The sequence below is a fragment of the Aliiglaciecola sp. genome, from assembly GCF_039982535.1.
GTDB lineage: Bacteria > Pseudomonadota > Gammaproteobacteria > Enterobacterales > Alteromonadaceae > Aliiglaciecola.
The window spans coordinates 81,555-96,081 of sequence record NZ_JBDWYG010000075.1; the positions used below are offsets into that span (position 1 = coordinate 81,555).

Annotated in this window: 10 protein-coding genes; 5 read left to right on the forward strand and 5 right to left on the reverse strand. The window is 41.7% G+C overall.

Annotated elements, in window-relative coordinates:
- Nucleotides 1-136 precede the first annotated feature (136 nt).
- From ABJV04_RS20105 to ABJV04_RS20115, 3 genes are all read left to right on the forward strand, one after another.
- The gene (locus ABJV04_RS20105; RefSeq protein WP_348493389.1) at nucleotides 137-832 is read left to right on the forward strand and encodes a helix-turn-helix domain-containing protein; all 696 of its coding nucleotides are present in this window, start codon (nucleotides 137-139) and stop codon (nucleotides 830-832) included.
- Between the two features lie 547 nt (nucleotides 833-1,379).
- Nucleotides 1,380-2,966, forward strand: a complete 1,587-nt coding sequence (locus tag ABJV04_RS20110; protein WP_348493391.1) for a YHYH protein — start codon at nucleotides 1,380-1,382, stop codon at nucleotides 2,964-2,966.
- 23 nt (nucleotides 2,967-2,989) lie between these two features.
- On the forward strand, nucleotides 2,990-3,490 hold the full coding sequence (locus ABJV04_RS20115) for a hypothetical protein (RefSeq protein WP_348493393.1): 501 nt from the start codon (nucleotides 2,990-2,992) through the stop codon (nucleotides 3,488-3,490).
- Nucleotides 3,491-3,528: 38 nt separating this feature from the next.
- On the opposite strand, the gene ABJV04_RS20120 is transcribed toward ABJV04_RS20115, so the two are convergent.
- Nucleotides 3,529-4,245, reverse strand: coding sequence for an SDR family oxidoreductase (locus ABJV04_RS20120; protein ID WP_348493395.1), 717 nt, complete (start codon nucleotides 4,243-4,245; stop codon nucleotides 3,529-3,531).
- Nucleotides 4,246-4,693: 448 nt separating this feature from the next.
- On the opposite strand from ABJV04_RS20120, the gene ABJV04_RS20125 reads away from it, so the two are divergent.
- Entirely contained in the window at nucleotides 4,694-5,698 is a 1,005-nt protein-coding gene (locus ABJV04_RS20125) for a DUF1838 family protein (protein ID WP_348493397.1), read from the forward strand.
- Nucleotides 5,699-5,769: 71 nt separating this feature from the next.
- On the opposite strand, the gene ABJV04_RS20130 is transcribed toward ABJV04_RS20125, so the two are convergent.
- Genes ABJV04_RS20130 through ABJV04_RS20140 form a run of 3 tightly spaced genes read right to left on the reverse strand, consistent with a single transcriptional unit; the run spans nucleotide 5,770 to nucleotide 11,506 of the window.
- A complete protein-coding gene (locus ABJV04_RS20130; protein ID WP_348493399.1) occupies nucleotides 5,770-8,859 on the reverse strand; it encodes an efflux RND transporter permease subunit in 3,090 nt (1,029 codons plus the stop codon).
- Complete coding sequence (locus ABJV04_RS20135; RefSeq protein WP_348493401.1) at nucleotides 8,860-10,149, reverse strand: efflux RND transporter periplasmic adaptor subunit; 1,290 nt, start codon at nucleotides 10,147-10,149, stop codon at nucleotides 8,860-8,862.
- Between the two features lie 4 nt (nucleotides 10,150-10,153).
- Nucleotides 10,154-11,506: an efflux transporter outer membrane subunit gene (locus tag ABJV04_RS20140; protein ID WP_348493403.1), complete on the reverse strand. Its 1,353-nt coding sequence runs from the start codon at nucleotides 11,504-11,506 to the stop codon at nucleotides 10,154-10,156.
- A gap of 317 nt (nucleotides 11,507-11,823) precedes the next feature.
- Here ABJV04_RS20140 and ABJV04_RS20145 point away from each other — a divergent pair, with 317 nt between their 5' ends.
- Nucleotides 11,824-12,633, forward strand: a complete 810-nt coding sequence (locus tag ABJV04_RS20145) for a transporter substrate-binding domain-containing protein (RefSeq protein ID WP_348493405.1) — start codon at nucleotides 11,824-11,826, stop codon at nucleotides 12,631-12,633.
- Between the two features lie 91 nt (nucleotides 12,634-12,724).
- On the opposite strand, the gene ABJV04_RS20150 is transcribed toward ABJV04_RS20145, so the two are convergent.
- Nucleotides 12,725-14,326, reverse strand: a complete 1,602-nt coding sequence (locus tag ABJV04_RS20150; RefSeq protein ID WP_348493407.1) for an ABC-F family ATPase — start codon at nucleotides 14,324-14,326, stop codon at nucleotides 12,725-12,727.
- Nucleotides 14,327-14,527 lie beyond the last annotated feature (201 nt).

The window sequence follows — 14,527 nt, forward strand, 5'->3', positions numbered from 1 at the left end:
GCAATGTTTTTCGTTAATAACGGTTATTTGAGGGTGAATGCGCCAAATTACCCCTGCCAGACGAAGCAACTAGCGAGTACAAACATGTCACTTATTTACCGTAAAAACAACGCAAAAAAGTAGAGAGAGACTCAAGATGACGCAATTAAGTAGTCCCTATAAGAGTGTTAGTTTTGGCGACGATTGTATGTTGTTCAAGGGAATGAATAAGTGCGAGTTAGATCGTTTATCGAAAAGCGCCAGATTAAAGGTGCTGACAAAACAACAATACCTTTTCATGCAACATGCTCCGTCTGACAGATTGTTTAATATAGTCTCTGGAGTAGGTATTATGGAAAAAGTATCCAACAACGGACGCAGACAAATATTTGCGTTCGTTTACCCTGGCGATTTTATCGGTCTATCTAATGCTGAAAATTATCAATACGGCGTTAAAAGTCTCAGCAACTTAACGGTATATGAATTTAAACGCCAAAACTTGTTTACCCTCGCTGATGAACTACCTACTTTAGGTGGAAATTTAAAAGAAATTCGTTCTGTAGTCATGTCGCATACTTTCGAACAAGTCTACCTTTTAGGCCAACTTAAAGCCTACGAGCGTGTGTGTTTTATGCTGAAACAACTACTCAATCGTCTGCCTGGCGCCAAACCCAGTAATATCGAATTGCCAATGACACGAACAGATATTGCTGATTATTTAGGTCTAACTGTTGAAACGGTTAGCCGCACTCTAAGTCAATTAAAAGCAGATGGTCTTATTTCCATCATATCCCCTAATACAATCAGCATACTTAATCTTAAAGCAGTGGAAGAGTTAGCCAATATTAGCTAACCTTAGCTTGCTAGCAACTTAAGCAAATCCACCACTTGGCAATTATTCACAATCGGTATTTAGCACAGCGGCCTTGAAACGAGGGAATTTGTAGTCTCACCATTATGTTTAATAAACTGAAACGCCCCACTGCTGATGAAACCTGAAAAGCCGACTATTATGGGTATGGCTGAGTTCTCTCCCTCGGCTAGGTGTCCCAATTGCCAATTGATTATGTACCTAGGGAATAGGTGCCCTCACTGTAATCACTTGTTAAACCATGTTGAGCAACAAGCCCAACGGGCCTTTTGGATAAAAGTCCGAAATAATGGATATAAAAAAGGCATTATCTTTTTCGCTTTGTTTTTTCTGATCTTTTTCCTACTTTTTGCTCCTTAACAAAACACTAATTGCTGATACATGTAGTTTTGCAAAGAAAGAATAACTTCAAATTAAAACGTTTATCTCGCCCCTTTTACAATTACTTATAATTTGCGGTAAATCTGCGCAAGTTCTGCACAATCCCCCTGTACTCTCCGGTAATTATTTTCTGTTGAAGTGATTTACCATGAATAATTCTTTGCATTTTATGAAAAAGACCCTGCTATGTTCAGCAATCCTGTTGGCCTTATCTGCCTGTTCAGGAAGTGACACTGATGAGAGTGAAACTGACAGTTCAACCTCAAACTCTAGTCCCAGTGTTGATGCGGGTAGCGATCTATATGTTGATGAAGGTGACACTGTCACTTTAGAGGCCTCGGTAGACGATGATGATATTTATACCGTCAATTGGACCCAAACTGGTGGCACAACAACAGCTGATATATCTGACACCAACTCCCAGAGCATAAGCTTTACCGCCCCTGAAGTTGATACCGATGACACCCTAGTTTTTACCGTTACCGTAGACGATGGCGTGAATGAAGCCGTGTCTGATACAGTTTCAGTAATTGTCAGCGATACTTCAACAGATGAAGAAACTCAGAACGACTCATCGGTATGGATCATCAATGAAACAGGTGAGTTGTCTGAGCATATTCTGGATTCAACCACCGGCATTGGCGTAGAGGTCAACGTTCAGTCTGTTGAAGTTGAAGACATAGACGGCAAAGAATACACAGTCGTCACTTCACAAGGTATCCCGAATTACGAAACCCTTATCACCGACGACATATTCGACGGTTTGAGCGGACGACCGAAGGCCAGTTCCGACTTCGTAAATGGTTACCCTTCTGTAGAAGTGGGAGACAGCATTTCTTTTGGTGAAGATGTGGGTTACGTGAGTAATAGTAACTGTACATTGGATTATGGTTATGGCTACTGGCCGCCAGGGCCTGAATGCCCAACCCAAGATGAAAGAACCGTTTATCTTCCGGTTGAGCCAACACCAACGGAAGAAGAGTGTGAGAATGGCTTGTCGAAAGTTGGGATCATGGTTAACGGCACCTCTATTTATAATTGGGGTGATGGCATGAGCTATAACAGTGAAGGTTTTTGGCAAACACTGGCACCAGAAGCAGAACTTTATGATGTTGATGTGTGTGGCGGACACGCCGCAGGAACGGATTATCACCATCACTTTTATAGCGCCTGTTTAGCCGAATTATTAGGAGATGATGGCACTGCCCACTCACCCTTATATGGTTACGCAGCCGATGGCTATCCAATTTATGGTCCATATGAAAGTAACGGTGAATTGGCAGTGAGCGCTTGGGTATTAAGAGACTACTCTGATCCCACCACAACAGGTTGTTCAGACGGCGCCCGCAGTTGTAACTTAGTCGACCAATACGATATTTCCCAAGGCACAGTAGAAGTTAGCGATGGCCCAGGGTTTGACGACGTGGTGTTATCTTTATCGAGTAATGAATTTATCGCGAAAAATGGTTTTTATTATGAAGACTACTATTGGGATAGCTCCTTAACCGATGCTGGCGGCGTATATTTAGACCAATACAATGGTCATTACGATAGTGAACGTGGATACCATTATCACATCACTTTGACCATGGACGAAGACAACAATATTTCACCCGCTTTCCCTTATATCATTGGCACCCGTTACGCAGGTCAATTGGAAGACAATGCCATGGCTTCTTGCAGTACTGGCGATCAAGGTCAGGGTCCTGGCCCGGGCGCAGGTCCCGGTGGTTAGTGGTTTTGAACAAGGATAAACTCATGAACAAACTCGTTATCAGCTTAATTTTTGCACTGATTAGCGTAACATCTGCTGCAAATGCGATGGAAATTCATCAGCATATGTCGAAAGATATTGGTGATGATACACCGGTGCCAAAAATTGAGATTCAAATCTTTAAAGATCCTATGGACGGTGTAAATGTGCATGTAGAGGTAGAAAACTACCAAATAAATGCACCAGATATGGTAGCCACTGACGGTGACTTTAACGCTGAGGGAGTATTGCAGGGGCACGCCCATGTATTTGTTAACGCAGAAAAGCTACGCCGTCTTTATGGCAAGGATATTCATATCCCTGCTGCAGCGTTAAAAGAGGGGGTCAATCAAGTTGCGGTATCTTTGAATAGCCATAGACACGAGAATTGGGTAAAGGGCAATCATGACATTATGAGCTCAATCTTTTTCGATTTATCCAAAGACCCAATTGTTTTACACAACTTTACCTCGCAACCGCTGGAAAACAAACATAAGCATCATTAACAGACCGAGGTTTTGTCAAAGGTTTAATAATTGTGCCCTCACCAGGACACTGCTTTACCCTGTAAATCAATAAACTTGCCATTGTCTGCAGGCGTCAACGTGACAATCACCTCACGTTGATGCCTGACACTGTCATCAACTTCCCAATGACCACCCTCTCCACCTAAGTCGGTTTTCACCCAACCGGGAGCCAGCGCAACAACGGTGATGTTTTTTGTCGCCAGCTCAACAGACAGCCCCTTGGTCAGCATATTTAACGCCGCTTTACTGGCACGATAGGCATGGGCCATTCCAAGGGTATTATTGGTGATTGAACCTAAATCAGAAGACATCATTAATATGGTTTTTGCTGTACTTTGCTCAACGTTACTCAACAACCCAGCAATTAGCTCAAAATGTCCATATACATTAGCCTGCATAATCTCATGCCATAAATCATAGTCCATGTTTAACAATGATTGTCGCTGAACATCCGCAGTATTTCCCCAACTCCCGCCAAACATGCCGGCGATATTGAACAAAAAATCGATGGGAGTATTGTGCAAACGTTTGACAAGGGAAGCGATGGACTCGCCCTTAGCAAGATCGAGTTGTTCGATGCTTAGCCGGGCATATTGTTCACTTAACAGAATTAGCTCTGTGGCAAGTTCAGGCTGACGGCAGGTAGCAATAACCCTTTCCCCAGCCGCTAACGCTTGTTTAGTATGTTCCAAACCTAAGCCTCGATTAGCGCCAGTGATTAAATAAGTGCTCATTTATTCCCACTCCTGAGTGTTATCTAGAAGAACGGCTGATTTTAATTCCGTAAGAGGTAATGAAGTTTTTCATTAACACCGTCAATAAACATTGATAAATGTCATAGCCTGGCAAACCACTTTGATTTAAAAATAGAAAGCACGTTTTAGGATAGTTTTGGTCAAAGTTTATGATGACCTTTTAGTCTGTATTTTGCCGACTAATTCAACTGACCTGAAATTAAGTTAATATTTTTTGATATTTGTTAATGTCATTAGTTTTACAACCATTAATCTAAAACTTGATATATATGATAGCCAGTTGTAGCAGGCTCTAATGCTCGCTTTAAAATCATTGCAACAGACATCAATTGTCACAAAATAACCGAGCACAAAGGTGAATATTCACTACTATTTAAGTGTTCGAGGTATGCAAAAAAGTATAAACAGTTAATGACAAAGGATACTTATGGATTCTACAAAACAAAACTCAGAAAACTCTAATCGCAGAGAGTTTCTGGTTAATTCAAGTAAACTACTAATTGGTGGTGGCGTAGCAGCCTCAGGTACTTTAGCTTTAGCTGGTTGTGCTTCAGATGGCAGCACCTCAACAGTGAAAAACCAAGGCACCTTGCGCTACAATGACCCCGAATGGAACCGTGATGCTATGGCTCGCTTGCAAGGTGACCTCGACTTCGGTAAACAAAAATTCGGTTACTTTACTGGGTTTGTAAATGGCGTACGCCCTAATGAAAAAGTAAAACCTTTAGTTGGCTTTGAAGGTTTTTCATATGCCCGTTTAATTGACGAAGGTAATGGTGTTTACAGCAAAGTGCTAAAAGAAGTTGGTTTTTATACCGACCTTAAAACGGGTGACGTTCTAGAAGAATGGACCAACCCATACACCAATGAAACTGTAAAAGTGGTTCCTATTGCCAACGACCCTTTCAACTACAAGTTGACCCCTTATGTTCCAGAAGGTCCCTCTTACGGTGGTTTGAATAAAACCGAAAAGAAAAAAATCCCCATGTTATACCCATGGAAAGAAACGCCAAACAATACTGTGACCCTTAACTCACACATTCATTTGTTTTATCCAAATGCATTGCAGCCAGATGAGTGGCCAAGAGAGTCATCGGGCCCAATGAATCGTGTTTCTGAAATGTTTAACTATGTTATCAATAAAGATGATTTAGCTAACCCTGACATTACAAGCGTTGAATACTCTGGGGCATGGAGCCGAATTACCCCTTGGTTACCCTGGATGCTAATGGGACAAGCTGAAGGACATTGTTTCTACGATTGTTCAATGGGTGCATATAACAGTTCAGAAATACTCTCGCCAAAAGTACGCGCTTATGCTGAAAAGCATTTCCCTGAGTATTTTGAAGCGCCAAAAGAATGGTATGGCCCCAGCTTTTCAAGCTTGGAAAATTATGCCAAAGAGCAAAAGCCAGCCCCTGTAAAGAAATAAAATAAGAACCTATACCCTACAAACAAAAAGCGGCAAATATGCCGCTTTTTTATTGCCTGCAATTAAGTAAATTACCCTTTCTTAAGTTGCTTCAGTGATCCTTCCAGCAACATATAATTAATAGGCACAAGAATCAGGGTGATAAAGGTCGCAAACAGTATTCCAAAGCCTAAAGAGACGGCCATTGGAATGAGAAATTGTGCTTGGGTAGACTTTTCAAATAACAGCGGCATTAAGCCGATAAAGGTGGTTAAACTAGTGAGCATAACAGGTCTAAAACGTGATGCTCCCGCGGTAAGAATCGCTTTTAACAATTCCATGCCTTGTTCCCGCTTGGTATTAATATAATCCACTAATACCAAGGAGTCATTGACGACTATTCCCACCAAGGCCAATAACCCTAATAAACTAAAGATGGTCAAATCCATTCCCATGATCCAGTGACCAACCACAGCACCAATTGCGCCGAAGGGGATCACACTCATTACCACCAAAGGTTGGGTGTAGGATTTAAATGGAATAGCAAGTAATGCATAGATGACAAAAAGAACAATTACCAAGCCGATTCCCAAAGAGCCAAATGAATCACGTTGTTCTTCTGCCTCGCCTTCGAGTTCATATGAAACCCCTGGATACTGGGTTAATAACTCGGCAATGTAGTTATTAAGATCATCTTGCAACACTGTCATATTAGTATTGTTTTTATCTACATCCGCAGTAACACTAATGGTTCTTAATCGGTCTATACGGCGAATAGAGGATGGACTTTGGCCTGGAGTCAAAGTCGCAATACTGGACAGTGGGACGGTTTCGTTATTGCCCACATCAATAAGCAAATTGGTTAAACTGGATAACGATTGACGCTCGCTTAACGGCAGTCTCAACATTACTTTCACATCATCTCGCCCGCGCTGAATTCGCTGGACTTGCGAGCCAAAGAAGGCGCTGCGTATCTGCCCAACCACATCAGATCTTGTGAGGCCTAATGCTTCTCCTTGTTTGTTCAACTCAATTTGTAATTCTTGTTTACCATCAGACAAACTATCCGCAATATCATAGACGGTGGGATAGGTGTTTAATCGCTGAATTACTTTGTCAGCCACATTTTCTAATGTAGCCACATTATTCGAGCTCAACCTTACATCAATGGGATCCGACGAGCGCCCTAATTCTGCTCGGTAACTCAATGATTCAGCACCTGGTATTTCACCGATAAGCTTACGCCATTCATTTAGCAGTTGCTCAGAGGTTATGGACGAGGATCTTGATTCAGGTGGACTAATCTCAAATCGCACGCTACCTGAATTTGTTGAGCCGCCTCTACCACCAGTTGTGGCAAGAACGTTCAAAATAACGCTTTCACCGGTATCTTCATCAACATACTTTTCTTGTAAATCCCGCGCATGGTGAGCAATTTGTATGATGTATTTATTGGTAATATCGAATGCCGTTCCCGTGGGCATGGCCAGTGATACGCTAACGGTTTCACTGGGAATTCTGGGGAAAAACACAAAACGTGTCCAACCACTGACAATCAACGTCAATATCACCGCAAAAACGCCACAGAAAACCATTATGGTTGTCCATTTATATCTTAGGGTTGTAATAAGTGCTGGTCGGTAAAAACGTAAAATTGCCCGCTCAAAACCATCAGCAAATTTTTGCTGATACTTGTCGAATTTACTTTGTTTGGTTTTTTCAGCGCGCAGTTTCAAGTGCTTTAAGTGAGAAGGCAAAATAAATTTAGATTCAATTAAAGACAACAGTAAAACAGGGATAACCACATAGGGTATTTGTGCAAAGATGTCCCCTCTTCGCCCTTCAATAAATGCCAAAGGCAAAAAGGCAGCCACAGTGGTGAGAATACCGAAGGTCACCGGCTTAGCCACTTCTAAGGTTCCCTGAATAGCCGCTTGTTCACCCGATTTAGCTTTACCTAAATGGGTGTAAATATTCTCACCTGTGACTATGGCATCATCCACCACAATCCCTAGCACTAGAATAAAACCAAATACACTCATCATATTTAACGTGACACCAAAAAATGGCATCAAAATAAAGGCGCCCATAAAGGCTACTGGAATACCAATAAATACCCAAAATGCGATTGAGGGACGCAAGAATAACGTCAATAAAACCAGAACCAGAATCCCACCTTGCATGGCATTGGATGTTAGGCTCGATATACGACTTTTTACGATTAGTGAATCGTCATCCCAATAGGTTAAATTAAACCCTTGAGGTAAGCTTTGTTGATGAGAATCAACATACTCTTTTACTTTATCGGCAACCTCAATAGCGCTTTGTTGCCCGATGCGATAGACCTCAATAAATGCACCTTGCTGGCCATTAAAACGGGTGCGAACCGGAGTTTCTTCAAATCCATCTAAAATATTAGCAATATCATCAAGGCGGATAATAGAACCATCAGGATTGGTTTTAATAGGAATAGAGGCAAATTCGTCTTTTCGATAAGCTTGGCCTTTCGAACGAATTAAAACGTCGCCACTTTCAGTTCGTAAATTACCAGCAGACACATCGACACTGTTATTGTCGATAATATCGGACACTTCATTGATGGTTAAATCTAGTTCACGAATTTTGTCTAAGCTTAGTTCAATGGCAATTTCGTAATCACGAATACCATCCATTTCAACTTGCGTGATACCGTCGATGGTGAGCAAATCATCACGCACTAATTCAGCATACTCGCGCACTTCTCTTTCGCTATAAGGCGCAGTAACCGCCACCGTAATCACTTCTCTTTTACGATCGCCAAGGGCCACCACGGGATTTTCTGCATTGGCAGGAAAAGTATTGATTGCGTCCACTCGGCTTTTAATATCAGCCAGTAAATCCCGTCGGTCATAATCACTGTCTAGTTCAAAAGTAACACTGCCGCCGCCTTCAGAAGATTGGCTAATAATCTTAGCGATACCCTCAAGGTCTTGCACCGCCTCTTCAATACGAATGGTAACACCTTGTTCGATATCTTCAGGTGTTGCGCCATCGAGGGTAACGCTCACTGTTACCACATCGATTTCAAAAGACGGAAAAACTTCGAGGGGGATACGACTATTCAAGCTCAACAAACCTGCTGCGATAATGGTAATCATCAACAAGTTGGCTGCGACTGAATTTTTTGCAAACCAAGCTATCATTTATCCTTCCTCACGTGGAGGTCGGTTGGCACCTCTTTCGCTGTTGGAACGCTCACCTCTTGTTTTAGAGCCCGGCTTGTTAGCGGATGAGTTTTTACCCTCTCGCGTACCCTGCGTTTGACTTTTACCATCACCGTTGATGACAGATACTGCTGTACCTGAACTCACCTGGCCTAAAGGTGTAACAACTAAGGCTTGGCCACCCTCTAATCCCGATTTAATTAACGCTCGGCTATCATTTTGCCATGCAACTTCTATTTCTTTTCTAAGCAGTACACCGTCTTGTTCAATATAAACATAACTCCCCTGATAGATAGACGTTACGGGGATTACAATAGCATTATCAATTGTTTTACCATCTATTTCCGCGGTTAAGTACTCACCAATTTTAATCGATACACCACGTTCAATGTCTTGATCAAAAGGATTATCAATTTGTGCCACTACATACAATTGTCGCGACGCAGAATCGATGGCGCTTTCAGTACGGACAATTTTACCGGTCCAACTTTGTTGGCCAATGAGGGTAGAAGTAAAAGTCACACTTATTGGTGGTGTGGTTAGTGAATTGTCAATATTAGCTTCGGGTAGTTCTACAAAACCTAAATCATTATTGTTGATTGCTAAGCGGACTTCCATGTAGTCAGTGGCATAAATACTGGCTAACTCAGTATTGCTTGACACTACGGTGCCAATATCAACGTTCTGGCTTACGATACGGCCACTGTATGGTGCAATGATTTTAGTTCGCTTAAGTGATAATTCTGCTTTTGTTAGCTGCGCTTTAGCAGAGGCCAAGTTAGCTTGGGCTGACTCTTGTTGAGGTATTCTTAATACCAAATCACTGGGTTTTTGGTTATCCCCTAAACGCTGCCAATCAATTTTTGCTTGTTCAGATCGCGCCATTTCTTCGGCTAGATTTTGTTGCGCAGTAATAAGGTTCGCTTTGGCAATATTCACTTCGGCTTGATAGTCACTGTCATCTATTGCCAGCAACAAATCGCCTTTTTGAAAAAATCCACCAGCGCGGAAGTCAGCGTCCACAAACACAATTTGTCCCGCCACCTGTGCCATTAAGGTACTTTGGGTGCGCGGCGTAACAACACCGTAACTGTCCAAGGTGATATGGAACTTTTCTGGCTGCAATAACTGCGTTTCAACACTTAAAACCGCAGCAGTTGCTGGACGTTGGCGTTTAGCTGCAGGAGGGTTGTTATATATAATCACCACTGCAACAACAGCAATAAGTACAACAACGATGGGCAATACAATTTTTTTAGAAATTACCATTTAATCAAAGCTCTTGAATTGGGGCGTAGAGGTTGATTCCTCCTCCGAGTGCAACATGCAATTGAACTCGATTCGCAATTAAGTCAGTTTTAATATCAATAAGATTATTTTCGGCCGCAATTAATCTCGCTTGGGCCTCTAACACTGTGGTGTAAGTCACAAGACCAGCTTGGTATTGCTCAAAAGATAGTTTATTTGCAAACTTGGCATTTTCAGCGGCTTTGACAGTCGCTTGATAACGCTCAACTAAGCTCGCTTCAGCAGACAGGGTGTTTTCCACCTCCAAGAGGGCATTTAAAACCGTATCTAAATAACTTTCTTCCAGACGTTTCAAGGTTAACAACTCAATCTCTTCATTCGCCTTAAGCTTTCCAGCATTAAAAATCGGCGCTGAAATACTGCCAATCAAAGACCAACTAGCTGAGGTCGATAGTAAATCTGATAAAGAATCACTTGTGGGTCCGTAGCTGGCACCTAAATTAATTGATGGAAAACGCGCTTTGTGAGCAATGGCTAGTGAAGCGTCCTGCGACATCAACTCAAGCCAGCTAGCTTGTAAAGCAGGTTTGCGCGTGATCAGTTCAGAGGGTAAACCAACAGCAACGTCCACATCAGGTAAGCCTAAGACTTGAGTCACATCGAGTTTTGCATCAGGGTAACGACCTAACAATCGCTCCAATGCTCTTACACTTTCAAGCAAGGTTTGCTGATTGGTTGCTAATGTCGATTTATCACTATTAAGCTCATTTCTAGCAAGGTAAACATCTAAGGATTCATTTAAGCCAGCTTTATAACCGCGTTCAATAATGTCTAAACTATTGGATGAATTCTGCACTTGCTGGGCAGCTAACGCTGTGCGCTGATGTGCCCTAGAAGCATTGGCATAAGCGATAATGACATCACCAGCTAGTTGCAATCTAGCTTCTTCCAATTCAGCTTTGGCCTGCAAATAGTTAAGTTTTCCTTGACGTTCAGCGTCTGACAATGCGCCCCAAATATCGAGCTCATAGGAAAGATCCGCCTCTAAACTAAAGCTATTTCCGCTATTTTGACTGCGCGACGCACCGAAGGATGCATCTAAAGCCGGCCAAAAATTACTTTTAGCAATAGTTAAATTCTGCGCCGCAATATCCACTAAGTAGGCTTGGGCACGAATCGACTGATTTGCCTGGATGGCTTCATTGAGCAAAGCGGTTAAATGTTGATTATCGGATTCGGAAGTGAAATTTGTTAACCAGTTGTCGTCGACGTCGTCGGCATTGTGTTGAAACTGCCACTCATCGGGTAATGCTGGAACTTCCTTTTCCTGATCTAATTTGACGGAACTACAACCGTGCAAAAAGACCAAAACAAACAAACATGATATTAGCTTTACGTTTTTATTGTATAAACAACTTTGTGACAGCATAAGACTATGTAAATAAGGCATTCTGGTTGAAATAATACCGTTAATTAATGGGTTATGCAGCAATTCGAATTGGAATTTACGTAAACTTTACGGAGCATTGTTATTCACCCTAAAATATCGGTCACTGAGCGCTGCAAACCACTTAATTCAGTGCTCTGAGCAAAATAAAAGTCGGACGAAGGATAATTTGGGGCTTATGTTCTATTATTAATTGAGGGTGACTATAAGAACCTCTTGTTTATGAAATTTTGACATGAGTAAATTCAATGATAAGAAACGTTTGTCTAAAAAAGGCGTTTGTTGGTAACGAATTAATAAGTCGAATATTTCTACTTATTTTATTTTACTTTGTAACCGTCTCGACAACTCAGGCTACTTCTAAAAAGCCTCTAACCTTAAAGTACAACCTCAGTGGAACCGAATATTGGATTCCCTATGGTTACTCTAAAGATGATGATAACCCAGGGATTTTCGCAGAAGTGGTTACTTTAATATTGCAAGAAGCCAACCTTTCTTACAAGTTTTATTACTATCCCCCCAAAAGAGCCGCTCAAGAATTTAAGAAAGACCAACTCGATATCGATTTTATGAGTCCAAGTTGGTTTAAAGATGGAGATATGGGTGATGAGTATGTGCAGTCTAAAAGCATATTTGAATTGACCGAATACAATGTGACTCTGCCAGAAAATGCAGATAAATATGCGACCCCTGATAGTATTCACGGTAAGCGGGTAGGCACGATACGAGGATACAGTTATTTCAATGACCATTTGTTTAATAGAGTCGATTTTAGTTCTGAGAGTGCACTCATCAAAGGCCTGAAAAAAGGACGTTATGAGGTTGCCATTCTCGAAAACTTAACCGCTCAACATTGGGCTCAAGTACATAACGTGGAAATATCCCTAGCAAGCATTCATAGCCACGGTGAAATCGTTTTGCGAATTCGTCGTGAGTTAGTTCATCTGCTACCAGAATTAAATGCCGCGATTAGCTCACTAAAACAAAGTGGAGAAATTGATAGTATTTTTCAGCACTATAGAGAAATATTGGAAAATATGGCAAAGGTTAACGAATAAAACATAGAAAAAAGCGAGTCACTTGTACTCGCTTTTTATCTGCACTGAACACTCATCAAGGTGTTACTGAAAAACTGGCTAAACTTAGGGTTTAGGCTACTGCTTTTTGCAGTCCTTGATGAGCAAGGTATTCGTCATAGGTACCTTGGAAATCAATCACTTCTTGATCTTTAATTTCAATCACCCGAGTTGCCAAAGATGAAACAAATTCGCGGTCATGACTAACAAAAATTAACGTACCATCAAAATCAGTTAAGGCATCATTGAGTGCTTGAATCGCTTCCATATCCATGTGGTTGGTGGGTTCGTCCATCACCAAAACATTTAAGTCAGCCATCATTAACTTACCGAATAACAAACGGTTTTTCTCACCACCGGAACATACATTGGCTTTTTTATTGAAGTCATCAGCACTAAATAACAAACTGCCCAATAAACCACGCACCATCAAATCGTTATGTTTAGGTGTACGCCACTGAGACATCCAATCAAAAAGACTTAAATCACAGTCGAAGTCTTCAGAACTGTCTTGGGGGCAATAACCCACAGCGGCATTTTCAGACCACTTCACTACACCTTCGGCTTGCAACTGATTCATTAAACAACGTAAAAAGCTGGTTTTACCCACACCGTTTTCGCCAATAATCGCTAACTTTGCTCCGGCTTCTAGTAACAGATTAGCTCCTTTGAACAAGGGCTGTTCTTCGAAACCAAAACTCATATCCTCTAATATCAGTGCTTGTCTGTGCAGTTTCTGGTGCTGTTTAAGTTGAATACGCGGCGTTCTTCGACTAGAACTTTTCACTTCGTCTAGTTGAATTTTATCCATTTTCTTAGCCCGCGAAGTGGCGAGTTTAGCTTTAGATGCATTGGCGGAGAAACGGGCCACAAAGGCTTGAAGCTCTTCAATCTCGTCGCTCTTTTTAGCGTTTTCACGCAATAATTGTTCTTGAATTAACGCAGCGGCTTCTTGGTATTTTTCATAGTTCCCAGGGTAAATACGCAATTCACCGTAGTCGATGTCTGCCATGTGAGTACAAACAGAATTCAAAAAGTGTCTATCGTGGGAAATAATGATCATGGTGGACTTACGCTGATTCAACACCTCAGCAAGCCAGTTAATAGTATAAATATCCAAGTTGTTGGTGGGTTCGTCGAGCAACAATATATCTGGGTTGGCAAATAACGCTTGAGCTAGCAACACCCGCACTTTCCAACCAGGAGATACTTGTGACATCAAACCGTAATGGAAATGTTCTTCGATACCCGCTTCTAGCAAAATTTCACCAGCACGAGATTCAGCTGTATAACCATCCATTTCGGCGTAAAGAGTTTCTAATTCGGCCACGTGCATACCGTCTGCTTCACTCATTTCAGGCTTAGCATAAATTTCATCACGCTCTTGTTTTACTTTCCACAACTCCATGTCACCCATAATAACGGTATCAACAACAGAGTATTTTTCGAAAGCAAACTGGTCTTGACTCAACTTACCTAATTTCTGACCCGGAGAGATGGAAACGTTGCCTGAAGTGGGCGCTAAGTCACCACTAAGTATTTTCATCAGGGTGGATTTACCACAGCCATTTGCGCCAATTAAACCGTAACGGTTGCCATTGCCAAACTTAGCCGAGATATTTTCAAACAGTGGCTCAGCGCCAAACTGCATAGTGATGTTTGCGGTAGATATCAAAGTGGAATTCCAAATAGTAAAAAAGCAACAAAAACAAACCAAGGTTCACAATAAAAGCCCAATGTCGCTGCGCAATACTACTTAGTTCAAAACGGCGCGCACTATATATAAATTCGGGAGGAAAGTCGAGGGAATTTGATTATAAATCGTACTAAATTAAGTTCATTTGAAAAGACGCTTATCCAACAAGTGTTGCTCAAA